Origin of the sequence: Variovorax sp. Root411 (assembly GCF_001425205.1) — a bacterium.
Lineage (GTDB): Bacteria > Pseudomonadota > Gammaproteobacteria > Burkholderiales > Burkholderiaceae_C > Variovorax.
Map to the genome: position 1 here is coordinate 126,625 of NZ_LMDW01000017.1, position 24,092 is coordinate 150,716.

The 24,092-nt window shown below is 66.4% G+C and carries 21 protein-coding genes and 7 tRNA genes; 14 read left to right on the forward strand and 14 right to left on the reverse strand.

Annotation, left to right across the window (positions count from 1 at the left end; all coding sequences use genetic code 11):
* Positions 1 to 4: 4 nt before the first annotated feature.
* Positions 5 to 886, forward strand: coding sequence for a WcbI family polysaccharide biosynthesis putative acetyltransferase (locus tag ASC92_RS28930; RefSeq protein ID WP_056519489.1), 882 nt, complete (start codon positions 5 to 7; stop codon positions 884 to 886).
* An 8-nt stretch (positions 887 to 894) separates the two neighbouring features.
* Positions 895 to 1,662 (forward strand): methyltransferase domain-containing protein, encoded by a 768-nt coding sequence (locus ASC92_RS21110; RefSeq protein ID WP_056519492.1) that lies wholly within the window; start codon positions 895 to 897, stop codon positions 1,660 to 1,662.
* A 17-nt stretch (positions 1,663 to 1,679) separates the two neighbouring features.
* On the opposite strand, the gene ASC92_RS21115 is transcribed toward ASC92_RS21110, so the two are convergent.
* From ASC92_RS21115 to ASC92_RS21130, 4 genes are read right to left on the reverse strand one after another with little or no spacing between them, the layout of a single operon-like run.
* Complete coding sequence (locus ASC92_RS21115) at positions 1,680 to 2,030, reverse strand: hypothetical protein (protein ID WP_056519495.1); 351 nt, start codon at positions 2,028 to 2,030, stop codon at positions 1,680 to 1,682.
* A gap of 25 nt (positions 2,031 to 2,055) precedes the next feature.
* Complete coding sequence (locus tag ASC92_RS21120; protein WP_056519913.1) at positions 2,056 to 2,883, reverse strand: MetQ/NlpA family ABC transporter substrate-binding protein; 828 nt, start codon at positions 2,881 to 2,883, stop codon at positions 2,056 to 2,058.
* A 29-nt stretch (positions 2,884 to 2,912) separates the two neighbouring features.
* A complete protein-coding gene (locus ASC92_RS21125) occupies positions 2,913 to 3,575 on the reverse strand; it encodes a methionine ABC transporter permease (RefSeq protein WP_007835547.1) in 663 nt (220 codons plus the stop codon).
* A complete protein-coding gene (locus tag ASC92_RS21130) occupies positions 3,568 to 4,437 on the reverse strand; it encodes a methionine ABC transporter ATP-binding protein (RefSeq protein WP_056519499.1) in 870 nt (289 codons plus the stop codon). Before ASC92_RS21130 ends, ASC92_RS21125 begins: the two co-directional genes overlap by 8 nt.
* A gap of 240 nt (positions 4,438 to 4,677) precedes the next feature.
* Between ASC92_RS21130 and ASC92_RS21135 the strand changes: the two genes are divergently transcribed.
* The 6 genes from ASC92_RS21135 (at position 4,678) to ASC92_RS21160 (ending at position 11,288) form a co-directional block, all read left to right on the forward strand.
* Positions 4,678 to 5,490, forward strand: coding sequence for a MetQ/NlpA family ABC transporter substrate-binding protein (locus ASC92_RS21135; protein ID WP_056519917.1), 813 nt, complete (start codon positions 4,678 to 4,680; stop codon positions 5,488 to 5,490).
* A 204-nt stretch (positions 5,491 to 5,694) separates the two neighbouring features.
* Positions 5,695 to 6,799 (forward strand): peptide chain release factor 2 gene (prfB, locus tag ASC92_RS21140; protein WP_108137465.1). Its coding sequence is split into 2 segments (ribosomal slippage): positions 5,695 to 5,775 and positions 5,777 to 6,799, totalling 1,104 coding nucleotides; the frame shifts between segments, so codons are not numbered across the junction.
* Complete coding sequence (locus tag ASC92_RS21145; protein WP_007835554.1) at positions 6,799 to 7,470, forward strand: HAD family hydrolase; 672 nt, start codon at positions 6,799 to 6,801, stop codon at positions 7,468 to 7,470. The genes prfB and ASC92_RS21145 overlap by 1 nt, the downstream gene beginning before the upstream one ends.
* Positions 7,457 to 10,150 carry an aminopeptidase N gene (gene pepN / locus ASC92_RS21150; RefSeq protein WP_056519504.1) on the forward strand — a complete coding sequence of 898 codons (2,694 nt, stop codon included), beginning with the start codon at positions 7,457 to 7,459 and terminating at the stop codon, positions 10,148 to 10,150. Before ASC92_RS21145 ends, pepN begins: the two co-directional genes overlap by 14 nt.
* 23 nt (positions 10,151 to 10,173) lie before the next feature.
* Entirely contained in the window at positions 10,174 to 11,187 is a 1,014-nt protein-coding gene (locus ASC92_RS21155) for a class 1 fructose-bisphosphatase (protein WP_056519506.1), read from the forward strand.
* Between the two features lie 25 nt (positions 11,188 to 11,212).
* Positions 11,213 to 11,288: transfer RNA gene (locus ASC92_RS21160), tRNA-Thr, on the forward strand.
* A gap of 105 nt (positions 11,289 to 11,393) precedes the next feature.
* Here ASC92_RS21160 and ASC92_RS21165 read toward each other — a convergent pair.
* The 9 genes from ASC92_RS21165 to ASC92_RS21210 form a co-directional block, all read right to left on the reverse strand.
* Complete coding sequence (locus ASC92_RS21165) at positions 11,394 to 12,110, reverse strand: SIR2 family NAD-dependent protein deacylase (protein WP_056519508.1); 717 nt, start codon at positions 12,108 to 12,110, stop codon at positions 11,394 to 11,396.
* Positions 12,111 to 12,145: 35 nt separating this feature from the next.
* Positions 12,146 to 12,222 (reverse strand) — tRNA-Asn (locus tag ASC92_RS21170).
* 27 nt (positions 12,223 to 12,249) lie between these two features.
* Positions 12,250 to 12,323: transfer RNA gene (locus ASC92_RS21175), tRNA-Cys, on the reverse strand.
* Between the two features lie 139 nt (positions 12,324 to 12,462).
* Positions 12,463 to 12,538 (reverse strand) — tRNA-Asp (locus ASC92_RS21180).
* 99 nt (positions 12,539 to 12,637) lie between these two features.
* Positions 12,638 to 12,713: transfer RNA gene (locus ASC92_RS21190), tRNA-Trp, on the reverse strand.
* A gap of 26 nt (positions 12,714 to 12,739) precedes the next feature.
* Positions 12,740 to 12,817, reverse strand: a tRNA-Pro gene (locus ASC92_RS21195).
* A gap of 20 nt (positions 12,818 to 12,837) precedes the next feature.
* Positions 12,838 to 12,914 (reverse strand) — tRNA-Leu (locus tag ASC92_RS21200).
* Positions 12,915 to 13,119: 205 nt separating this feature from the next.
* Entirely contained in the window at positions 13,120 to 13,329 is a 210-nt protein-coding gene (locus ASC92_RS21205) for a hypothetical protein (RefSeq protein ID WP_056519511.1), read from the reverse strand.
* A gap of 132 nt (positions 13,330 to 13,461) precedes the next feature.
* Positions 13,462 to 17,070, reverse strand: a complete 3,609-nt coding sequence (locus tag ASC92_RS21210; RefSeq protein ID WP_056519514.1) for an indolepyruvate ferredoxin oxidoreductase family protein — start codon at positions 17,068 to 17,070, stop codon at positions 13,462 to 13,464.
* Between the two features lie 92 nt (positions 17,071 to 17,162).
* Here ASC92_RS21210 and ASC92_RS21215 point away from each other — a divergent pair, with 92 nt between their 5' ends.
* Entirely contained in the window at positions 17,163 to 17,684 is a 522-nt protein-coding gene (locus ASC92_RS21215; protein WP_056519517.1) for an Lrp/AsnC family transcriptional regulator, read from the forward strand.
* A 27-nt stretch (positions 17,685 to 17,711) separates the two neighbouring features.
* Here ASC92_RS21215 and ASC92_RS29660 read toward each other — a convergent pair whose 3' ends face one another.
* A complete protein-coding gene (locus ASC92_RS29660; protein ID WP_056519521.1) occupies positions 17,712 to 18,200 on the reverse strand; it encodes a response regulator transcription factor in 489 nt (162 codons plus the stop codon).
* A 145-nt stretch (positions 18,201 to 18,345) separates the two neighbouring features.
* Between ASC92_RS29660 and ASC92_RS21225 the strand changes: the two genes are divergently transcribed.
* The 5 genes from ASC92_RS21225 (at position 18,346) to ASC92_RS21245 (ending at position 23,888) form a co-directional block, all read left to right on the forward strand.
* Positions 18,346 to 19,407 (forward strand): class I SAM-dependent methyltransferase, encoded by a 1,062-nt coding sequence (locus tag ASC92_RS21225; protein ID WP_056519525.1) that lies wholly within the window; start codon positions 18,346 to 18,348, stop codon positions 19,405 to 19,407.
* Between the two features lie 19 nt (positions 19,408 to 19,426).
* Entirely contained in the window at positions 19,427 to 19,651 is a 225-nt protein-coding gene (locus ASC92_RS21230; RefSeq protein WP_056519528.1) for a DUF1059 domain-containing protein, read from the forward strand.
* 183 nt (positions 19,652 to 19,834) lie between these two features.
* Positions 19,835 to 20,338: a (2Fe-2S)-binding protein gene (locus ASC92_RS21235; protein ID WP_056519531.1), complete on the forward strand. Its 504-nt coding sequence runs from the start codon at positions 19,835 to 19,837 to the stop codon at positions 20,336 to 20,338.
* On the forward strand, positions 20,335 to 22,587 hold the full coding sequence (locus ASC92_RS21240) for a xanthine dehydrogenase family protein molybdopterin-binding subunit (RefSeq protein WP_056519534.1): 2,253 nt from the start codon (positions 20,335 to 20,337) through the stop codon (positions 22,585 to 22,587). Before ASC92_RS21235 ends, ASC92_RS21240 begins: the two co-directional genes overlap by 4 nt.
* Positions 22,584 to 23,888: a c-type cytochrome gene (locus ASC92_RS21245; protein ID WP_056519536.1), complete on the forward strand. Its 1,305-nt coding sequence runs from the start codon at positions 22,584 to 22,586 to the stop codon at positions 23,886 to 23,888. Before ASC92_RS21240 ends, ASC92_RS21245 begins: the two co-directional genes overlap by 4 nt.
* Positions 23,889 to 24,092: the final 204 nt, after the last annotated feature.

Genomic DNA, 24,092 nt, shown 5'->3' on the forward strand with positions numbered 1-24,092 from the left:
CGCGTTGATCCTGCACGGCAACACCGACCCCGACGCCGAGCTCGTCATCCTCTACGGCAACTGCCAGGTGCCGTGGCTCGCGCAGCTGCTCCTGGCGGCGGACGGCCATGGCGGCGAGCGCGGCTACCTGAGCGTGCTCAACCACGCCCCCGCGGGCCAGCCCCTGCAGGTGCCGTCGCGGCGCGACCTCGCGCGCTGCAAGCTGTACCTGGAGCAGCACGACAGCGAAATCTTCCTGCGCCAGCGCGAAGAGTTGCGCGATGGCCTCCCCGCGGCCTGCCCGAAGGTGGTGTTTCCGACCTACATGGTGCGGTTCCTGTGGCCCTTCAGGGTGGTGGAGCCCACGCCGCTCGCGGACCCGACCTATGTGTTCGGGCGCTACAGCGAGGGCGACCGCGTGGCCCTGAAGGTGCGCGCGCAGGGCCTGCGCGGCGATGCCGCGGTGGACGCCTACCTCGCGCGGTCCACCGAGAGCATGCCCAACCTCGAGCGCCGGTTCGACGTCGACATGAACGACATGGACGCGCGCGACCGCGTCTGCGACGTGGCCATCGGCGACTACGTGCGCGACAACTTTCGCAAGCAGCACCTGTTCTGGAACTTCGGCCACATCTCCGCCGCGGGCATGGCGGAGCTGGCCTGCCGCCTGTGGCGGGTGGCCGCGCCGGACGTGGGCGGCCACCCGGCCATCGCACCCGCGCAGATCCGCGAGGCGGCGCGGGCGCTGGGCGGCATGGGGCCGATCCAGCAGCCGATCCACCCGCGCGTGGCCGAGCACTTCGATCTGCACTTCCATACGCCCGACATGCGCTACCGCTGGTTCGACCAGCAGTGGAGCTTTCGCGAATACATGGCCCGCTACATCGGGCTGGACGCCAGCTGGTAGCACGCCGCATGCACGACACCGCCAACGCGCACGGGCGCGACTTCTTCGCGCTGTACTGGCAGCCGCATTTCCGCGACGTGGTGGAGCTCGGCAGCCAGGACGTCAACGGCAGCCTGCGCGCGCATGCGCCGGCCACGGCGAGCTACATCGGGCTCGATGCGGTGGCCGGGCCGGGCGTGGACCGCGTGGTGGCTCAGGGCGAGCCGCTGCCGCTGGCGGACGCGTGCGCCGACGTGGTCGTGACCAGCTCCGCGCTGGAGCACGACCCCTGCTTCTGGGAAACCTTCCTGGAGCTGGTGCGCCTGCTGCGGCCCGGCGGGCTGCTGTACATCAACGCGCCGAGCAACCACGCGTTCCATCGCTACCCGGTGGACTGCTGGCGCTTCTACCCCGACGCCGGCATGGCGCTGGCCACGTGGGCGAGGCGCCGTGGCATGGCGGTGGAGCTAGTGGAGTCGTTCAACGCCATGCCGGGTGTGCAGGGCTGGTCCGACTTCGTGGCCATCTTCCGCGTGCCCGGGCCGCCGCTGATGCGCCGCGGGCGGCTGGCGCAATCCGGCGCCGCGGGCGACACGCAGAACGGCTTCGACATCGAATCGCCCGGGCTGCTGGACGAGCGCGCCGACACCTTCGACATGCGTGCGCTGGCGCAGTTGCGAGACCAGTTGCTGGCATGCGAACGCGAGCGCGAGGCGTTGCGCGCGCGCCTCGCGCGCACCGAAAGCGAACTGGCGCGGGCCTACGACGCGATCCTTGCGTTAAAGCCGGCGCCCTGAACAAGAGCACCCACTCTTTATTCTTCGTCGGCGTCGTTGCCCGTCAGCGAGAGAACTTCTTCGACGAAAGCCTCGAAGAGCGGCAACGAAGCAGGCAAGGCGTCGAAAGACTCAACCTCGCCCGCATCGAAGAAATGCGGCTTGCCGTCCGGCACCGACACCCATTCGCCGGCCTCGACAAGCAGCCCCAGGTAACCGTCGGCGGTCGGCACATAGAACAGCCCGGCGCTCTCCAGCATGCGCTGCCCCTTCTTCTTGCCACGCCCCCAACTCACGCCCTGCCCGGCCAGGTGCTCGGTGATCCAGCCGTCGCACACATGCGTGTCGCGCCAGCTTCCTTGGGCATCGAATACGGCGAGCACGGGCACGGGGCGTCCTTTGTTGTCTGCGAAGCTACTGCAGGAAGCTGGGCTTGGCATAGCCCTGGAACTTGCTGTCGACCACCGCCTTGAACTCCTTCGACCGGTAGGCCTCGGCGATGTCCTTGGCCCATTGCGTGTTCTTGTCGGCAGTTTTCACGGCCACCACATTCAGATAGTAGTCCGGTGTTTTCTCCAGCACCACGGCCTCGGTGAGCTTCAGGCCCGACGAGATCGCGAAATTGCCGTTGACGATGGCGTACTCGGTGTCGCCTAGCGAACGCGGCAGCTGCGCGGCTTCGAGCGGAATGAACTTCAGCTTCTTCGGGTTCTCGGCCACGTCCTTTTCCGTCGAACGCAACACGTCGATGCCGGGCTTGAGCGTGATCAGCTTGTTCTGCTCCAGCAGCACCAGCGCTCGGGCCAGGTTGCTCGGGTCGTTCGGCAGCGTCACGCGGTCGCCTTCCTTCACGTCGGCCAGCGTCTTGCGCTTGGTCGAGTACACGCCCATCGGCGCGATCGGGCCCTGCACCAGTTCAGCGAGGTCGAGCTTCTGGTCGGCCGCGAACTTCTTCAGGTAGACCTGATGCTGGAAGAAATTGGCGTCGAGCGAGCCCTGGGCCAGCGCGAGGTTGGGCTGCACGTAGTCGTTGAACTCGACCAGCTTGACCTTGTAGCCCTTCTTTTCGAGGATGGGCACGATGCCGGCCTTGAGCTGGTCGGCGTTGGAGCCGGCGGTGCCGCCGATCACGAGGTTCTTCTTGGCGGGGTCTTGCGCGTGAGCCTGCAGCGAGAAACCGCCGAGCGAGACGGCGACCAAGGATAGGGCGAGAACGGAGCGGCGCAGGAATGCGGTTTTCATGAGATAGGTGAAGCTGAGAAAAGAAGGAATCAACGCTTGTCCAGCCTGCTCGCCGTGGTGTTGCCCACGAACTGCAGGATCTGTACGAGCACCACGAGCAGCGCCACGGTGAGCACCATCACGTCGGTCTGGAAACGGTAGTAGCCGTAGCGGATAGCCAGGTCGCCGATGCCGCCGCCGCCCACCACGCCGGCCACCGCCGAGTACGAGAGGAAGCTCACGGCCAGCACGGTCAGCGCCAGCACCAGGCCCGAACGCGCTTCGACCAACAGCACGCGCCAGACGATCTGCAGCTCGGTCGCGCCCATGGCATGCGCCGCCTCGATCACGCCGCGCGGCACTTCGCGCAGGCACTGGTCGACCAGCCGCGCCAGGTACGGAATGGCCGCGAACGACAGCGGCACCGCGGCCGCCAGCGGCCCGATCGATGTGCCCGCAATCACCCGCGTGAACGGCACCAAGGCCACGAGCAGGATGATGAAGGGGAACGAGCGCACGGTGTTCACCAGCCAGTTGAGCACCAGGAACGCAGGCTTGTTCTCCAGCGACTGGCCGGGGCCCAGCAGGAACAGCAGGATGCCGAGCGGCCCACCGATGAGCACCGCGGCCGAGAGGCCGATGGCCAGCATCATGAAAGTCTGGCCGGTGGCGACCCACAGCTCGGGGAGGATGGGGGCGATGTTCTCAAACATAGGCCGCCTCCAGCGCGTTGCGCTGTACCGAAGCCGGACGCGGCACGACCGGCAGGCGCGCCTCGCGTTCGCGGCGACGCACCAATTCGTCGATCTCGCGACCCAGTGCGGTCTTGCGCTCTTCGCTCGGCGCATCGACCGCGAACTGCTCCACGAGCCGGCCCTTCTCGAGAATGGCCACGTTGCGGCACAGCACCTCGACCACCGACAGCTCGTGCGTGACGATCACGATGGTCACGCCGATCTTCTGGTTGATCTCGCGCAGCGTTTCGAGCAGCGAGCGCGTGGTTTCGGAGTCGAGCGCGGAGGTGGGCTCGTCGCACAGCAGCACCTGCGGGCGCGGCGCCAGCGCGCGGGCGATGGCCACGCGCTGCTTCTGGCCGCCCGAGAGCTGGGCCGGGTAGGTGTCGATCTTCTCGGCCAGGCCCACGAGCGCCAGGCACTCGCGCACACGGGCATCGATCTCTGCCTTCGAGTGGCGGCCGTGGATCTTCAACGGGAAGGCCACGTTGTCGAACACCGTGGCGTTCTGCAGCAGGTTGAACTGCTGGAAGATCATGCCGATGTTCTGGCGCGTGTCGCGCAGTTCGCGGCGCGAGAGCGTGGTGAGGTCGCGCCCGCCGACGAGCACCTTGCCCGCATCGGGCCGCTCCAGCAGGTTGATGAGGCGCAGCAGCGTCGATTTGCCGGCGCCGCTCTTGCCGATCAGGCCGAACACGTCGCCCTGCTGGATGTCGAGCGAGAGCGATTGCACGGCGTCGAACACCTCACCGTTGGGCAAGGCGAAGGACTTCTGCACCGATTGAAGACGGATGACTGGCGCCGCGTGGCCGCGGCCCGCGTCAGTCGTAGGTTGGGTCATGGAAAAGAGTGCGGCCCGCGCGGCGCGCAGGTCGCGGAGGTTCGCGAAAAGGGTGCCGAGTATGAAAAGAAAGGCAACGAAAGGGAACGAACAAATCGGCGCTTGCTTATGCTTCTGGACACATAAGGGCGCGAACGTGTGACTCGATGGGCGCCATATGGATATGCGCATTGGTTCGTTTCCAAACGGCGTCCGCGATGCCACATTCGCGCCTTCATTTTTTTGATTTCGCGCCACGACATGCACACATCTTTCCGCCGCCGCACCCTCGCCCTGGCCGCGCTCGCCGCCACCCTCCTTGCCGGCAACACCGCCTTCGCACAGGACAAGAACACGCTCAAGGTCGGCGTCTCCGTCGGCAACGGCGAGCAGATCTTCGAGGTGGTCAAGAAGGTCGCCGCCAAGGACGGCCTGAGCATCCAGGTGGTGGTGTTCAACGACTACCAGTTGCCCAATGCGGCGCTGGCCTCGGGCGACCTCGACGCCAACGCCTTCCAGCACCAGCCCTTCCTCGACAACCAGAACAAGGCGCGCGGCTTCGACATCGTGCCGGTGGGCCTGACCATCACCGCGCCGCTGGGCTTCTACTCGCGCAAGATCAAGTCGATCGACCAGCTGCCCGACGGCGCCTCGGTCGGCTTCCAGAACGACCCGTCGAATGGCAACCGCGCCCTGCTGCTGCTGCAGTCGGCCGGCCTCATCACGCTGAAACCCGAGGCCGTGAAGAACAACACCGCCACGCCGCTCGACGTGGTGACCAACCCGAAAAAGCTGAAGCTGGTGGCGCTCGACGCAGCCCAGCTGCCGCGCTCGCTTGACGACCTGACCATCGCCGCCATCAACAACGACTACGCCGAGAAGGCCGGCCTGTCGCTGAACAAGGACGCGGTCATCAAGGAGGCCGCCAAGAGCCCGTACGCCAACCTGATTGCCGTGCGCCGCGCCGACAAGGACAAGCCCTGGGCCAGGCGCCTCGTGGCGGCTTACCAGTCGCCGGAGGTGAAGAGCTTCATCGAGACGCAGTTCAAGGGTTCGCTGATCCCCGCGTTCTGACTTTCTCCCTCCCCTCCCGGGGGAGGGCCGGGGTGGGGGCAAGCGGCGCTCGAACCTGAGCCGCGCCGAATGCGGGAGCCGTCCCCATCCCAGCCTTCCCCCAGAGGGGGAAGGAGCAATACAGGGCCTCGGCAAGGCGGGTTTTCGGAGCGTGAGAAAATGTCGGGTTCCCCCGAACACCAACCCTCACAGTCAGGACACCCCATGGACGCAGAACAGATCAACCAAATCGGCGCAATGCTCGCGGACCTGAGCGTCCGTACGGTCGATTTACGGAGGTATCTTTGACTACGATGCCAAAGCTGAACGACTGAGGACAGTCAACGCATCGCTCGAAGACCCGAACGTCTGGAACGACCCCAAGAAGGCCCAGGAACTGGGCAAGGAAAAGAAGTCGCTCGATGACGTGGTCGTCACGCTCGACCGGCTCACCAACGGGCTCTCGGACAACACCGAACTCTTCGAGATGTCGAAGGAAGACGGCGACATGGACGGCCTGCAGGCCATTGCCGATGACGCCGCCACGCTCGAAGCCGACATCAAGCAGCTCGAATTCCGCCGGATGTTCAACAACCCGGCCGACCCGCTCAACGCCTTCGTCGACATCCAGGCCGGCGCCGGCGGCACCGAGGCCTGCGACTGGGCCAGCATGCTGCTGCGCCAGTACCTGAAGTACGCCGAGCGCAAGGGCTTCAAGACGCAGATCGAAGACGAAACGCCCGGCGACACCGCCGGCATCAAGGGCGCGACCATCAAGGTCGAGGGCGACTACGCCTTCGGCCTGCTGCGCACCGAGACCGGCGTGCACCGCCTGGTGCGCAAGTCGCCGTTCGACTCGTCGGGCGGGCGCCATACGAGCTTTGCATCGATCTTCGTGTACCCGGAAATCGACGACTCCATCGAGATCGAGATCAATCCATCCGACGTGCGCACCGACACCTTCCGCGCCAGCGGCGCCGGCGGCCAGCACATCAACAAGACCGACTCGGCCGTGCGCCTCACGCACATCCCGACCGGCATCGTCGTGCAGTGCCAGGATGGCCGCAGCCAGCACAGCAACCGCGACGTGGCGTGGAAGCGCCTGCGCTCGCGCCTGTACGACCACGAGATGCGCAAGCGCCAGGAAGAGCAGCAAAAGCTCGAGGACAGCAAGACCGACGTGGGCTGGGGCCACCAGATCCGCAGCTACGTGCTGGACAACAGCCGCATCAAGGACCTGCGCACCAACGTCGAAGTCTCGGCCACGCAGAAGGTGCTGGACGGCGACCTGGACGTGTTCATCGAAGCCTCTCTGAAGCAAGGCGTTTGATGAAGGTCGAAGCGCTGATCTTCGACATGGACGGCACCATGATCGACTCCATGCCCTGGCATGCGCGATCGTGGGTGGAGTTCGTGGCACGCCACGGGCTGAAGCTCGACGTGAGTGACATCCTCGCGCGCACCACGGGCCGCACCGGCACCGAGTGCATGCGCGAGCTGTTCGAGCGCGACCTCTCCGACGCCGAGTGCCAGGTGCTGGTGCACGAGAAGGAAGAAATCTACCGCGCCATGTTCAGCGACAACTTCACCGAAGTGGCGGGCTTCTCCGCCTTCGCCAAGGCGGCCGTCGCGCGCGGGCTGAAGGTGGCGGTCGGCACGGCCGGCGACAGGCACAACATCGAGTTCGCCATGTCGCGCCTGAAGATGGACCCGCTGCCGCTCGCCATAGTGGGCGGCGACGAAGGCTTCAGCGGCAAGCCCACGCCCGCCATCTTTCTCGAAGCTGCACGCCGCATCGGCGTTGCGCCCGAGCGCTGCATCGTTTTTGAAGACGCGCCCTTCGGCATCGAAGCCGCCCGCCGCGGCGGCATGCGTGCCGTGGCCGTGTGCAGCACCCATACCGCCGCCGAGCTTGCCGGCCCCCATGTGATTGCCGCGGTTCGTGACTACGACGAACTCGCCCATTCGAATTTTCTGGAGACACTCGATGATGTTGCGTGACGCTCAAGGGCAACCGATTGCCATTCGCCGCGAAGACTATGCCGCTCCGGCCTACTGGATCGACACCGTCGACCTCACCTTCGACCTCGACCCCGCCAAGACCCGCGTGCTCAACCGCATGCAGATGCGCCGCAACCCCGAAGTGCCGGTGGAGCCGCTGCGCCTGCACGGCGACGAACTGAACCTGGCGCGTGTGCTCGTCAACGGCCAGGGCGCGTCGTTCCGCATGGAGGGCGACCAGCTCGTCATCGACGGACTGCCCGACGCGTTCGAGCTCGAGATCTTCACCACCTGCTGCCCCATCAAGAACACCAAGCTGATGGGCCTGTTCGTGAGCGAAGACACCTTCTTCACGCAGTGCGAGGCCGAGGGCTTCCGCCGCATCACCTACTTCCTCGACCGTCCGGACGTGATGGCGATGTACACCGTGACGCTGCGCGCCGCCAAGGCCGCCTACCCGGTGCTGCTGTCGAACGGCAACCTCGTCGAGCAGGGCGAACTGCCCGAAGGTCGCCACTTCGCGAAGTGGGTCGACCCCTTCAAGAAGCCCAGCTACCTGTTCGCTCTGGTGGCCGGCAAGCTGGTGGCACGCGAGCAGCGCATCAAGGCGCGCAGCGGCAAGGAACACCTGTTGCAGGTGTACGTGCGCGCCGGCGACCTCGACAAGACCGAGCACGCGATGAACTCGCTCATCAACTCGGTGCTGTGGGACGAAGCCCGCTTCGGCCTGCCGCTGGACCTCGACCGCTTCATGATCGTCGCCACCAGCGACTTCAACATGGGCGCCATGGAGAACAAGGGCCTGAACATCTTCAACACGAAGTACGTTCTGGCCAACCAGGCCACCGCCACCGACGCCGACTACAGCAACATCGAAAGCGTGGTCGGCCACGAGTACTTCCACAACTGGACCGGCGACCGCGTCACCTGCCGCGACTGGTTCCAGCTCTCGCTGAAAGAAGGCCTCACCGTCTTCCGCGACCAGGAATTCAGCCAGGACCTGTGCGCCGACGCGTCGGCGCGCGCCGTCAAGCGCATCGAAGACGTTCGCGTGCTGCGCACCGCCCAGTTCCCCGAAGACGCCGGCCCCATGGCCCACCCGGTGCGGCCCGACAGCTACATCGAGATCAGCAACTTCTACACCGTCACCATCTACGAAAAGGGTGCCGAGGTCGTCCGCATGATGCAGACGCTGGTCGGCCGCAAGGGCTTCGAAAAGGGCATCACGCTGTACTTCGAACGCCACGACGGCCACGCCGTGACCTGCGACGACTTCGCGCAGGCCATTGCCGACGCCAACCCCGATTCGGAACTGGCCCGCCTGCTGCCCCCGTTCAAGCGCTGGTACAGCCAGGCCGGCACGCCGCGCCTTGCGGCCCACGGCGTGTACGACGCGCAGAACCGCAGCTACACCCTGAGCGTGGTGCAGAGCTGCCCGCCCACGCCGGGCCAGCCGACGAAGGAGCCCTTCGTCATTCCGCTGAACATCGGCCTGCTCGACGCCAACGGCCGCGAACTGCCGCTGCAGCTCGACGGCGAAAGCGAAGCGACCCGCGGCACCCGCACGCTGGTGCTGTCGCGCGCCGGCGAGCAGATCACCTTCACGGGGCTGGACGCCGAACCGGTGCCGTCGATCCTGCGCGGCTTCAGCGCACCGGTGATCCTCGACTTCGAGTACACCGACGCCCAGCTGCTCACCCTGCTGGCCAACGACCCCGACCCGTTCAACCGCTGGGAAGCCGGCCAGCGCCTGGGCCTGCGCGCCGCGCTGCAGGGCATTGCCGCGCTGGCCACAGACACCACGCCGGTGCTGAACGACGCGTACATCGACGCCATGCGCAGCGTGCTGCGCAACCCGCAGCTCGACGCCGCCTTCAAGGAGCTGGTGCTCACGCTGCCGTCGGAAACCTACATCGCCGAGCAGCTCGACGTGGTCGACCCGCAGCGCGTGCACCTCGTGCGCGAAGCCATGCGCGCCCAGCTCGCCACCGCCCTCCTCGCCGATTGGCAGTGGGCCTATGAAGAGAACCACGACACCGGCGCCTACAGCCCCGACCCGACCTCGTCGGGCCGCCGCGCGCTGGCCGGCATGGCGCTCAACTTTTTGTGCCTGGCGGCGCGCTCCTCGGGCGACGTCGTGTGGCCGGGCAAGACGCTGCAGCGCTTCAAGGACGCGGGCAACATGACCGACCGCTTCAACGCGCTCAACGCGCTGGTGTCGTCGGGCCACACGCTGGCGGCGCAGGCGCTCGCGCGCTTCCACGCCATCTTCAAGGACGAGGCGCTGGTCATCGACAAGTGGTTCTCGCTGCAGGCCGGCGCCAGCGACCGCGGCGGCGACATCCTGCCGCTGGTGAAGCAGCTGATGAAGCACCCCGACTTCTCGCTGAAAAACCCGAACCGCGCGCGCAGCGTGATCTTTGCGTATTGCAGCGCCAACCCCGGCGCCTTCCACCGCCCCGACGCTGCCGGCTACGTGTTCTGGAGCGAACGCGTGATCGAACTCGACGCCATCAACCCCCAGGTGGCCGCACGCCTTGCGCGCGCGCTCGACCGCTGGAGCAAGCTGGCCGAGCCGTACCGCAGCGCCGCGCGCGAGGCGATCGCTCGCGTGGCGGCCAAGCCCGACCTGAGCAAGGACACGCACGAAGTCGTCACTCGCGCCCTGGCCGGCAACTGAAGCAACCGAACCCCACAAGACACATGGCTCAACAAAAGATTTCCCTCACCCGCTACCTCGTCGAACAACAACGCGCCGACGGCCTCATTCCGGGCCAGCTGCGCCTGCTGCTCGAAGTGGTCGCACGCGCCTGCAAAAGCATCAGCCAGGCCGTCAACAAGGGCGCGCTGGGCGGCGTGCTCGGCACCGCCGAGAGCGAGAACGTGCAGGGCGAGATCCAGAAGAAGCTGGACATCATCGCCAACGAAGTGCTCATCGAGGCCAACGAATGGGGCGGCCACCTCGCGGCCATGGCCAGCGAGGAAATGGAATCCATCCACGTGGTGCCCAACCGCTACCCGCAGGGCGAATACCTGCTCATGTTCGACCCGCTCGACGGCAGCAGCAACATCGACGTGAACGTCAGCATCGGCACCATCTTCAGCGTGCTGAAGAAGCCCGACGATCACCCCGGCGTGCAGGAAAGCGACTTTCTGCAGGCAGGCACCCAGCAGGTGGCCGCCGGCTACTGCATCTACGGCCCGCAGACCACCCTGGTGCTGACCGTGGGCAACGGCGTGGCCATGTTCACGCTCGACCGCGAGCAAGGCAGCTTCGTGCTGACGCAGGAAGACATCCAGATTCCGGCCGACACCAAGGAATTCGCGATCAACATGAGCAACATGCGCCACTGGGACGAGCCCATGAAGCGCTACATCGACGAATGCCTGGCCGGCAAGGAAGGCCCGCGCGGCAAGGACTTCAACATGCGCTGGATCGCCAGCATGGTGGCCGACGTGCACCGCATCCTGATGCGCGGCGGCGTCTTCATGTACCCGTGGGACAAGCGGGAGCCCGAGAAGGCCGGCAAGCTGCGCCTGATGTACGAGGCCAACCCAATGAGCTGGCTGGTCGAACAGGCCGGCGGCGCCGCGACCAACGGCAAGCAGCGCATCCTGGACCTGCAGCCCACCAAACTGCACGAGCGGGTGAGCGTGATGTTGGGTTCACGTAACGAAGTTGAGCGCTTGACCCAGTACCACGCCGAGAAGCCTTGATTTCTTGGCTATAATCTGAGGCTTCGCCGGTGTAGCTCAGTCGGTAGAGCAGCTCATTCGTAATGAGAAGGTCGGGTGTTCGATTCATCTCTCCGGCACCAAAACTAAAAGCCCGCTATCCAAAAGGTAGCGGGCTTTTTCGTTATGCGGAATTTGGCCCGCCATCGAACGATGGCGGGCCTTTTGGTTTGCCGCGTCGAGTTCAGCTACGAAGCCGCCGACACCTCGCTCAACCATTGCAGGGCCAGCGCAGGCACGACCTCCGTCGCCCTGCCCTGCAGGAAGGTGAAGCCATGCGGCACCTCTTCCATGTCGAGCGCAACCAGCACCTTCTGCGCGGTGCGGTCCGCGTATCGAACAAGAGATGCAGCCGGATGGACCGTGAGCGACGTGCCCACCACCAGCACGCGCGCTGCGGTGGCCACATGCTCTTCGGCTTCCTCGAAGTGCTGCACGGCTTCGCCGAACCACACGATGTCGGGCCGCAGTTGCGTGCCGTCTTCGCACAGTTGACCCATTGCGATGGGATCGCTGTCGATGCGATAGCGCTTCGGGTCGGGCTCGGACGTTCCGCGCGCATACGCGAGTTGCCCGTGCAGATGCAGCACGTTGCGCGAGCCCGCGCGCTCGTGCAAGGCGTCGACGTTCTGCGTGACGATCACCACCTCGTAGGCTGACTCGAGCGATGCGATGGCAATGTGCGCGGTGTTCGGCTGCGCCTGCCATGCTTTCTCCCGGCGCTCGTTGTAGAAGGCAAGCACCGCCTCCGGGTGCCGCTGCCAGCCGTCCGGGCTTGCGAGTTCCTGCCACGAGTAGCTGTTCCACAGGCCCTCGGCATCGCGGAACGTGGGCAGGCCGCTCTCGGCGCTCACGCCGGAGCCCGAGAGCACGACGATCTTGTTCGGCAGGACCCGGGATTTCATGCTTCGGCACTCCTTTGGCTTTGTTGTTGAATTATTGGCTCCCCGAACACGGATCGAACGTGTGACCTGCGCATTAACAGTGCGCCGCATCTACCAGCTGAGCTACCGGGGAAAAATGGATTGAAGAATGTGATGTGAATGGAGGCGCGGACCGGAGTCGAACCGGTCTGGACGGATTTGCAATCCGCTGCACAGCCGCTTTGCTACCGCGCCGAAAACTGCTGCTGATTTGTGGAGGGAAGAAGATGGTGGATCGTCTTCGAGTCGAACGAAGTATTCCAAAGGAGGCGGGGTTACAGCCCGCTGCAATCGCCAGTGCTGCTCACGATCCAAGAAGAGACGAATTGATGAATGGCGCCCCGCAGGGGAGTCGAACCCCTGGCTTCCTCCTGGACAGGGAGGCACTCTGGCCACTGAGTTAGCGGAGCAAAAAGAAAAGAGTTGGCAGGCCCTCAAGGATTCGAACCTTGGATGCCGGGATCAAAACCCGGTGCCTTGGACCACTAGGCGAAGGGCCAGTAAAGGAATGGCGCGCGCGGAAGGAGTCGAACCTTCAACCGTTGGGTTTGGAGTCCAGTGCTCTGCCAATTGAGCTACACACGCGTGAAATAAAGACGGAAAAAAGAAGATGGTCTGGGTGGCAGGATTTGAACCTGCAGCCTCCTGCTTCCAAGGCAGGCCGTCTACCAGATTGACACTACACCCAGAGAAGAATCAGAAGAAAAATTGGTGCCCCGGGGGAGACTCGAACTCCCAGAATTCCGCTTCTAAGGCGGACACGTTTGCCAGTTTCGTCACCAGGGCTGAATAGGTGATGTGAGGCGACGATCCGTTCCAGTGGCCGGTCTCGCCTCGTTGCTTGCGAATTTTTAAAGAGCATTCACGGGGCTGGAGCCCGATGTCATGCAGCACGATCGCTGCCTGAAAGGAATGAGTGAGGCAAAAACAAAGAGGCCCGGAACCTTGCGGTGTCCGGGCCTCTGCTTGAGAGAGCTTGGGAGGTCTGCGCCTACGCGCTTCCTCCACCCGGTTGCACCTGATCCTTGCAATCGTTCGACCACAGATTGGCCTGCGGCTCTTGCATGGGGTACGGGTATTGATTGAGTTGCTGCAACGACAGCAGCAGACCAAAGCCAAGGCCGTCATGCGATGCGACACGCACGAACACATCGCCCGATGCGGGGCAGGTGCTGTAGATGCGGATCTGTGCGGCTTTCACGATGTGTCCTGTTGGCGTTGAGTGGATTGGACTGTAAATAGTTTTTACACAATCGTCAACAACTTTGATCGACTTTTTTTGAAGTCCCGCGGTGGCCACACAGCCCGCGCGACAAGCTCATCAAGGCGGCCGCTATCGCGCACCAGCCACGATCGCAATCCCCCGAATCTGCCCCGCCCCCGGCGCACGCTCCGGCTTCGCATAGTGCGTCGGTGCAAACCGGTGCAGCAGCTCCGCCTCCTGCACCTTCGCGGCTTCGAGGTTCGCGAGCTTGACGTGGCCGAAGCCGCGAATCGACAGCGGCAGTGCCGCGATGCGCGCGGCCGTTGCCTGGTTGCCAGCCGAGAGTTCGCCGGCCATCGCATCGAACAGCCCGTCGAAATGCGCGATCAGCTCACGCTCCGTGCGCCGCTCGCCGGTGCGCCCGAACGGATCGAACGCCGTGCCCCGCAACCGCTTGCCATGCGCCAGCCAGCGCATGGCGGGCAGCATCCAGCCGCCGATGCGGATCTTGGTGGGCGCATGCCCGTTCGCGGCGCGCGAGACCAGCGGGGGCGCCATGTGGAATTCGAGCTTCAGCTCGCCTTCGAACTGCTCCGACAGCTTCTTCACGAACTCGCCGTCCGTGTAGAGCCGCGCCACCTCGTACTCGTCCTTGTAGCTCATGAGCTTGAGCAGGCTGCGCGCCGCGTTGCGCGTGAAGGGCAGGCTCGCATCGCCGCCCGCCAGTGCAGCTTCGCGCGCACGCAGGCTGCGGATGCGCGCTTCGAAGCGGTCTGCCCACGCGGCGTTCTGGTAGCCCGTCAGGTGGCGGCGTGCATCGGCGATCAGCACGTCGAGCGGGCGTTCGTCGACCTGTGACGCGTGTGCGTCCGTGGGCGCTGCGCGCAACTGGTCGAGCGCCGCAGGGTCGCCCGCCGCGAGCCGCCCCAGCGAGAACGCCGATTGATTGGCCGCCACGGCCACGCCGTTCAGTTCGATCGCATGCATCAGCGCCTCGAGGCTCAGCGGCACCAAGCCGCGCTGCCATGCATAGCCCGCCGCCACGATGTTCGCCGCCAGCGTGTCGCCGAGGAATTCTTCCGCGAGGCTTTGCGCGTCGAAGGTCTCGACCTGCTCTTCGCCGGCAACGAAGCGCATCTTCTCCAGCAGCAGGTCCACGTGCAGATCGGCATCGGGGTTGCGCAGTGACTCGGCCACCGGAATCTCGTGGATGTTCGCGAGCACGCGCGTGCGTCCGTGCCGCACGGTCTGCAGCGCATCGGCCGACGCGCCCACGACCACATCGCAGGCGAGGATCGCGTCGGCCTGCTGTGTGTCGATGCGCACCTGGTGCAGCCGCTCGCGCGAATCGGCCAGCCGCACGAAGCTCAGCACCGAGCCGCCTTTCTGCGCGAAGCCCATGAAGTCGAGCACGCTCGCGGCCTTGCCTTCGAGGTGCGCGGCCATCGCGATCACCGAGCCGACGGTCACCACGCCGGTGCCGCCCACGCCGGTCACGAGCAGGTCGTACGGCGCGGTCCACACGTGCGCATCAGGGTGCGGCAGCGCGGCCACGCGGTGCAGGAAGGCATCGCGCCCTGCGGCCAGCGCGCCGCTCTTGCGGCGCAGCTTGCCGCCGGTCACGCCCACGAAGCTGGGGCAGAAGCCTTTGGCGCAGGAGTAGTCCTTGTTGCAGCTGGTCTGGTCGATCTTGCGCTTGCGGCCCATCGGCGTTTCGTGCGGCAGCACTGCCACGCAGTTGCTCTGCACGGCGCAGTCGCCGCAGCCTTCGCACACGGCTTCGTTGATGAACAGGCGCTTGGGCGGATCGGCCAGTTCGCCTTTCTTGCGGCGGCGGCGCTTCTCGGCCGCACAGGTCTGTTCGTAGATGAGCACGGTCACGCCAGCCATTTCGCGCAGGCGGCGCTGCACGTCGTCGAGCGCGGCGCGGTCGTGGAACTCGGTGCCTTTCGGAAAGCGGTCCTTGATGTCGTCGTACTTGCCGATTTCATCGCTGACGACGACGACCTTGCTCACGCCTTCGGACTCGACCTGGCGCGCAATGGCGTCCACGCTGATCGCGCCGTCGACAGGCTGGCCACCGGTCATCGCCACCGCGTCGTTGAACAGGATCTTGTAGGTGAGCGTCGCCTTGGCCGCCACGGCCTGCCGGATCGCGAGGTAGCCCGAGTGGTAGTACGTGCCGTCGCCCAAGTTCTGGAACACATGCGGCGTCTTCGTGAACATCGCGTGCGAGATCCAGTCGACGCCCTCCCCGCCCATCTGGATCAGCCCCGCCGTGCTGCGGTCCATCCAGTTGGCCATGAAGTGGCAGCCGATGCCGGCGCGCGCGGTCGAGCCCTCGGGCACCTTGGTGCTGGTGTTGTGCGGGCAGCCGGCGCAGAAGTACGGCACGCGCTTGACGGCATCGCTCGCGTTGCCGAGCAGCTCGGGCGGCGTGAAGTCGCGCACATGTTGCAGGTGGTCGCCCAGGTCGTGGTTGTCGGGGAAGTGCACGGCCAGCCAGTGCGCGACCAGCTCGATGAGCCGCGAGGGGCGCAGCTCGCCGAGCGCCGACACCAGCGGCTGGCCCTCGCGGTCGTGCTTGCCCACGAGCACGGGCCGCGCATCGGCCGGTGCGTTGTAGAAGATGTCGCGCAGCTGCGTCTCGACGACCGCGCCCTTCTCCTCGACGATGAGGATTTCTTCGAGTCCCTGCGCAAAGGCCTTGATACGCGTCTGCTCGACGGGAAAGCTCAGGCCGATCTTGTAGAGCCGCACACCGGCGCGGGCCAGTTGCTCCGGCGAAAGTTCGAGCCGGCGCAGCACCTCCATCAGGTCGTGGTGCGCCTTGCCGCAGGTGGCGATGCCCACCTTCGCGTGCTCGCTCACGATGACGTGGCGGTCGATGCTGTTGCGCTTGGTGAAGGCGGCCACGGCCGCGAGCTTGTCTTCGAGCCGCGATTCGATGCGCAGCGAAGGCAGGTCGGGCCAGCGGTAGTGCAGGCCGTCCGCCGGCGCGCGATGGCCGGTGGCGGCGCGCACGGTGTCGGCGTCTTCCCAGGCCTCGACGCGCGCGTTGACCACGTCCAGGTCCACGGTGCCCGCGCTTTCGACCACCTCCGACAACGCAGCCATGCCGACCCAGGCGCCCGAGTAGCGCGACAGCTCGTAGCCGTACAGCCCGAACTCCAGGTACTCGGCAATGCACGAGGGCTGCATCACCGGCATGCGCCAGGCCATGAAGGCGTGGTCGCTCTGGTGCGGCATCGACGACGACACGCAGCCGTGGTCGTCGCCCGCCACCACCAGCACGCCGCCGTGCGGCGACGAGCCATACGCATTGCCGTGCTTGAGCGCGTCGCCCGCGCGGTCGACGCCCGGCCCCTTGCCGTACCACATCGCGAACACGCCTTCGACGGTGCGCTCGGGGTCGGACTCGACACGCTGCGTGCCCAGCACCTGCGTGGCCGCCAGTTCTTCATTGACGGCCGGCACGAAGCGGATGCCCGTTTCCTTGAACCGTTCGCCGGCCTTCCAGATTGCCAGGTCGACCATGCCCAGCGGCGAGCCGCGGTAGCCGCTGACGAAGCCCTGCGTGTGCAGGCCGCGCTGCGCATCGCGCCGGCCCTGCATCACCAGCACGCGGATCAGTGCCTGCGTGCCGGTGAGGAAGACCGAGCCCGACGGGGCCCAGAGGTTGTCGGAGAGCTGGTAGCCGGGCCGCTTGAGCGCGGTCGCGTTGTGTGGGGCGTTCATGCCCGGAATTGTTCTGCGATGCACCGCGGAAGTGCTTCTTCAATACACTGGCGCCAACCCTTGTTTGAAGAATAATCTTCTCGGAGCGCGCCATGAACGTCGATTCTCTTTCTCTTGACGAGCATTGCCTCAAGATTCTTTCTGCACTGCAGCATGACGGCCGCCAGACGGTGCAGCAGATTTCCGAGACCGTGGGCCTGTCGCCCACGCCCTGCTGGAAGCGCATCAAGGACATGGAGGCGGCCGGCGTCATCCGCGGCTACACGGCGCTGGTCGATCCTGAACTGGTGGGCCTGCACGTGTCGGCCGTGGCCGAGGTGAACCTCGATCGCCACAGCGAGGCGATGGTGCAGCGCTTCGAGGAGGCCGTGGCCGCGAGCCCGCAGATCATCCGCTGCGTGTCGGCCACGGGGCCCGCGGACTACATCCTGAACGTGACCGTGCCGGACATGAAGCACTACGAGCGCTTCCTGCACGAGGTGCTGTTCAGCCTGCCCGGCGTGACGCACGTGCGCTCGAGCATCGTGCTGCGCGAGATCAAGTCGGAAACGGCGCTGCCGCTCGACCACCTGCTGCCTGGCAAGGCACGCGCCGCTGGGTCGCGGCGAAGCTAGGGCCGCAGGCCGCGCAGCAGGCACTTTTCAGCGCATGTCGGGCCCGCCCATGCCGAGCGAGCGCAGCACGGCCGCCGTGCGCGTCTCGACGCCCAGCTTCACGTAGACGTGCTCCAGGTGCTTGTGCACGGTACGCGGGCTGATCGCCAGCAGGGCGGCGATCTCGGCATCGGTCTTGCCGCGCGAGAGCCAGTGCATGACATCGCCTTCGCGGGGCGTGAGGCCGGGGGGCAGTGAACTCGCGGCCGGCGCATCGGGCAACGGCGCATCGGCACGGCAGGCCAGCCGGTAAAGCAAGGCCACCGCCACCGCATGCTCCAACCCCGCGCGCCGGTAGTAGTCGGCCTGCAGTTCGGCTTGGCGAAGTTCGCGCCGACCCGGTGCCTTGGCGAAGTGCAGGGTCGTGCGCAAGCCATTGCTGCCGACGTCGCGATGCCGCACGGGCGAATGCCCGGACTCCAGTTGCTCCAGCAGGCGAAGTGCGCTTGCGCAGTCGTTGCGCGTCAGGTGCGTCATGGCATGCCCCTTTCACGGCACATACGCATTGCTGCGTATGGCGCCTGCATGCATCGAGACGCAGGATGCTCGCAGGCCCTTTGCCGCCGGTCCAGTATAGGCAGGCAAGCGCCGCGTATGCCGCCGGCCGGCGAAGGGGATACACATGGCTATCGACGAAACACGGCTTAACGCGTTCATGGGTAACTTCGTCCACGACATCGGTGCCGTGATGCACGCGGCCACCATCGTCGTAGGCGACCAGTTGGGCCTGTACAAGGCGCTGGCCGAAGGCCCCGCCACCGCCGAGGCACTGGCCCGCCGCACCGAGACCGACCCGCGCTACCTGCGCGAATGGCTCTCGGCCCAGGCTGCCAGCGGCTACGTGCAGTACGAGCCGAAGGGCGAGCTCTTCTCGCTGTCCGAGGAGCAGGCCTTCGCGCTCGCGGAGGAAGGCAGCCCCGCCTTCGTGCCCGGCGCCTTCCAGATCGCCGTGGCGCAGTTCAAGGCCATTCCCAAGATGGTGCAGGCCATGCGCACGGGCTTGGGCATCGGCTGGCACGAACACGACCCCGCCCTCTTCCATGGCACCGAGCGTTTCTTCCGGCCCGGCTATGCGGCCAACCTCGTGAGCCAGTGGATTCCGGCGCTCGAAGGTGTCGGTCCGCTGCTGGAGCGCGGCGCGCGCGTGGCCGACGTGGGCTGCGGGCACGGCGCATCGACGCTGCTGATGGCGCAGGCCTATCCGGAGTCCAGCTTCGTCGGCTTCGACTATCACGCGCCCTCGATCGAACGCGCGCGCGAAACGGCGCGCAAGGCCGGCATCGACGACGCGAAGCGGCTGCGCTTCGAGGTCGCGAGCGCGAAGGACTTTCCCGGCGAAGACTACGACCTGGTTGCGTTCTTCGACTGCCTGCACGACATGGGCGACCCTGTCGGCGCGGCGGCGCACGTGCGGCGAAGCCTCAAGCCGCAGGGCACGTGGATGCTCGTGGAGCCGTTCGCCAACGACCGGCTGGAGGACAACATCAACCCCGTGGGGCGCGTGTTCTATTCGGCGTCGAACTTCATCTGCACGCCGGCCTCGCGCTCGCAGGAGGTGGGCCTTTGCCTCGGTGCGCAGGCGGGCGAGGCGCGCCTGCGCGACGTCGTCACGCAGGGCGGATTCACGCATTTCCGCCGCGCCAGCGAGACGCCCTTCAACCTGATTTTCGAAGCACGTCCGTGAGGACATTCCAGGAGCTGCCATGTCACGCCAATACATCGACTGCCGCGAGTTTCCAAGCACGATGAACTGCAGCGTCGCGCTGTCCGCCGACAGCGAGAGCGAACTGCTCGATGCCGCCGTCCAGCACGCCGTGGCCGTCCACGGCCACACCGACACGCCCGAATTTCGCAAGCAGCTGGCGGGCATGTTCAAGACCGGCACGCCGCCGCTGCAGGCGCCCGCACAGCAGAAGGCTCCTGCCTGACGATCCTGCGCGGACCCGACCGCCGTTTCGCACGGCGATGAATACCTTCGGGTGCTTGCAATGAGCACGCTTCGATGAAGCCCGAGCAGCCCGCTTGAGTGCTGCGTTGCCCGCCGAGCGCGCTTTGCGAAGTCGCGCTATGGTTCGCTGCCACCCACGGCGAACCAGAAAAAAGGCGGGCCCATGATCGATCTTCAAATCAACGGCCAGTCCGTTGCCCTCAACGCTCCCGACGACATGCCGCTGCTCTGGGCATTGCGCGACGTCGTAGGCCTCACCGGCACCAAGTTCGGTTGCGGCATCGCGCAGTGCGGCGCCTGCACCGTGCACCTCGACGGCCAGCCCGTGCGTTCGTGCGTGCTGCCGATCGGCACCATCGGCAAGAAGGCCGTCACCACCATCGAAGCCGTTTCGCAGACACCGGCCGGCAAGAGCATCCAGAAGGCGTGGCTCGACGTCGACGTGGTGCAGTGCGGCTACTGCCAGTCGGGGCAGATCATGTCCGCGGCCGCGCTGATCCAGCGCACGCCGAACCCGAGCGACGCCGACATCGACATGGCCATGTCGGGCAACATCTGCCGATGCTGCACCTACTCGCGCATTCGCGCGGCCATCAAGCAGGCCGCCACCGGCAAGGCCGAGGTGCTCCAGTCGGTCGTCGCGATGCCTGTCAGGAGCGCATCGTGAAGCCGGCCGCCGTGGGTACCGCGGGTATCAGCCGGCGCGGCGCACTGCAGGCCGGCGGCCTTGCGCTGGCCTTCACATGGGTCGGTGGCAGCAAGGCCCTTGCCGCCATCAGCCCGCGGCAGCAGCCCGCCGACGCGGCCGCTGCGCTGGCGGATGGCAACCCCGCATTCGCGCCGAATGCCTTCGTTCGCATCGATGCTGATGGCGGCGTGCGCCTCGTGATGCCGATGGCCGAGATGGGCCAGGCCATCTACACCGGCTCGGCGATGCTGCTGGCCGAGGAGCTCGGCGTCGAGCTCGACCAAGTGCGCGTGGAGCATTCGCCGCCGAACGAGGCGCTGTACGGCATGCCGCTGCTCGGCGGCCAGATCACCGGCGGCTCGACCAGCACGCGCGGCACCTACGGCGTGCTGCGCGAGGCCGGCGCGGTGGCGCGCACGCTGCTGGTGAGCGCTGCCGCCGCGCAGTGGAAGGTCGATGCTGCGAGCTGCACGGTCGCGCGCGGCGTGGTGAGCCACGCGCCGTCGAACCGGCAACTCGGCTTCGGCGCGCTCGCCGGTGCGGCCGCCAAGCTGCCGATGCCCACCAAGGTGACGCTGAAGGAGCCGAAGGATTTCAAGCTCATCGGCCAGCCGCTGCGGCGCGTCGATTCGGCCGGCAAGGTCAACGGCAGCACGCAGTTCGGCATCGACGTGCGCCTGCCGGGTATGAAGGTGGCGACGGTCAAGGCCTGCCCCACGCTCGGCGGCGTACTGGCCTCGGTAGACGACAAGGCGGCGCGTGCGATTCCCGGCGTGATCGACGTGCTCCGCATCAAGGACGCGGTCGCGGTGGTGGGCGAGCATTTCTGGGCTGCGAAGCGGGGTCTCGATGCGTTGAACGTGCAGTGGACGCCCGGGCAGAACGCCGCGCTCACCACGCAGCAGCTGCGCGCGGCACTGGCCGGTGCGCTGGCGAAGGACAAGGCGATCATCGGCAAGGAAACCGGCAAGCGGCCCGAGGGCACGCTGGTACAGGCAACGTACGACTTGCCGATGCTGGCCCACGCGACGATGGAGCCGCTCAACACCACGGTGCACGTACGGCCCGGCGAGTGCGAGATCTGGGTCGGCACGCAGGTGCCAACGCGCTGCGTGAGCGCGGCGGCCAAGGTCGCCGGCCTGGCGGAAGACAAGGTCGTGCTGCACAACCAGTACCTGGGCGGCGGCTTCGGACGCCGGCTCGAGACCGATTCGGTCGAGCAGGCGGTGGCCTTCGCCAAGCAGGTGCCCTACCCGCTCAAGGTGGTGTGGACGCGCGAGGAAGACATCCGCCACGACATCGTGCGCCCGATGTACCACGACGACATCTCGGCCGTGGTCGACGGCGACGGCCAGATCCTCTGGTTCGGCGACCGCATCGCGGGCGGTACGGTGCTGGGCCGCTGGGCCCCGGCCTTCATGGGCAAGGACGGCATGGACAGCGACCTGATCGAATGCGTGGCCGAGCCCTGCTACGACCTGCCTAACCTCAAGGTCGAGTGGGTGCGGCACGACATGCCGCCCGGTTTGAACGTCGGCTGGTGGCGCGGCGTGGGGCCGACGCACAACCTCTTCGTGATGGAGAGCTTCATCGACGAGCTGGCGCAGCGCGCGAAGAAAGACCCGGTGGCTTACCGGCGCGCGATGCTGAAGAAGAACCCGCGCACCCTCGCGGTGCTCGACCTGGCCGCCGACAAGATCGGCTGGGGCAAGGGCACGCTGCCGGCCCGCGTCGGGCGCGGCGTGGCCGTGGGCGATGCCTTCGGCAGCCGCGTGTGCGCCATCGTCGAGGTCGAGGTCACGCCGCAAGGCGAGGTGCGCATGCGGCGCGCGGTGGTCGGGCTCGACTGCGGCATTGCGGTGAACGCGGGCTCGATCGAGGCGCAGATCCAGGGCGGCCTGCTGTTCGGCCTGAGCGCCGCGCTTTTCAGCGAAATCACAGTGCGCGAAGGCGCCATCGAGCAGAGCAACTTCCACGACTACCGGATGCTGCGCATCAACGAGGCGCCGCCGGTCGAGGTGCACACAGTCAAGAGCGGCGAGGCGCCCGGCGGGCTCGGCGAGGTCGGCACCGCCATTGCGGCGCCCGCACTCGCCAACGCGATCTTCGCGGCCACGGGCGTGCGGCTGCGCGCGCTGCCGGTGAACCGTGCGCTGCTGGCGCAGGACAAGGAAGCGCTGAAGAAAAAGATCGCCGATGCCGGGCACGGCGCAAGGAGCGCGGCATGAAGCGGCTCTTCAAGGTGCTGGTGGTGCTGCTCGTCGTTGGCGCGGCGCTGTATTTCTTTCTGAACCGCACCGACGGCTCCGAGGGCGAGGCGCCGGTGCTGGCCGGTGCGCCGGCCGATGCGGCACTGCTGGTGCGCGGCGAATACCTCACCAAGGCCGCCGATTGCATCGCCTGCCACACGGTGCCCGGCAAGGGGCAGCCCTTTGCGGGCGGCCTGCCCTTCGTGCTGCCCTTCGGCACGATCTACTCGTCGAACATCACGGCCGATGCGGCCACGGGCATCGGCAACTGGAGCGACGACCAGTTCGTGCGCGCGCTGCACGACGGCGTGGGCGCGGGCGGCAAGCGCCTGTACCCGGCGTTCCCGTACACCTCGTACACCGCGCTGAGCCGCAAGGACATCCTCGCGATCAAGGCCTACATCTTCAGCCTGCCCAAGGTGAACCAGCCGAACAGGGAGGCCGACCTGGGCTTTCCGTTCAACCAGCGCTGGGCCATGGGCTTCTGGAATGCGGCCTTCTTCAAGAGCACCCGATTCGAGGCCGATGCGTCCAAGCCGCTGGCGTGGAACCAGGGCAAGTACCTCGCAACAGCGCTCGGCCACTGCGCGGAATGCCATACGCCGCGCAACTTTGCCTTCGCGATGGAAAGGGGCAACGACCTCGCAGGCGAGTCGGTCCAGGGCTGGCGCGCCTACAACATCACGTCAGATGCGAAGAACGGCATCGGCGCATGGAGCGATGCCGAGCTTGCCTCATACCTCACGACCGGGCATGCCGCGGGCCGAGGCTCGGCTTCGGGGCCGATGGGCGAGGCGGTGGAACACAGCCTGCAATACCTGAAGCCGGAGGACGCCTCGGCGCTCGTGAGCTATCTGCGCACGGTGCCGGCAAAGCCCGGCAAAGCGCCGATCGAGGTCGATGCAAAGGCACCGTGGGCCGTTGCGGCGAGCGCGGCGGCACCGGCCGCCAACACGGCCGAGGGCCACGAGCAAGGGCTCAGGCTCTTCGCTGCGGCATGCGCGAGCTGCCACCAGTGGAACGGGCAAGGCCAGCAGACAGCCAACGCATCGCTGCTGGGAACACGCGGCGTGAACGACCCCGATGGCTCCAACGTCACGCAGATGATCCTGCAGGGCGTGAGGATGCACGTGCACGACAAGGAGGTCTACATGCCGGCCTTCGGCAAGGCCTACACAGACACCGAAGTCGCGGCGCTCGCCAACTACGTGATCGCGCAATTCGGCAACAAGCAGGGCACGGTGACGCCGGAGTTCGTCGCGAAGCAGCGCACGCAATGACGCCCCCTCTCCCGGGTGCAGCACCAGCGAGGCCGCACCTCGGTCGCAACGGTCCGAACAGTGTTGTATCAAGCACGAAACATCGGTTACCTTCAGATACCGTTCAGGGGAGTTCCGCGGCAAGCGGCGCTCCGCCCTGAAGCTTGCGGCCCTCGAGGCAAGCCCGAAGAGGCCTACGCCGCCGCTTCGCGAGCTATGCCGAGA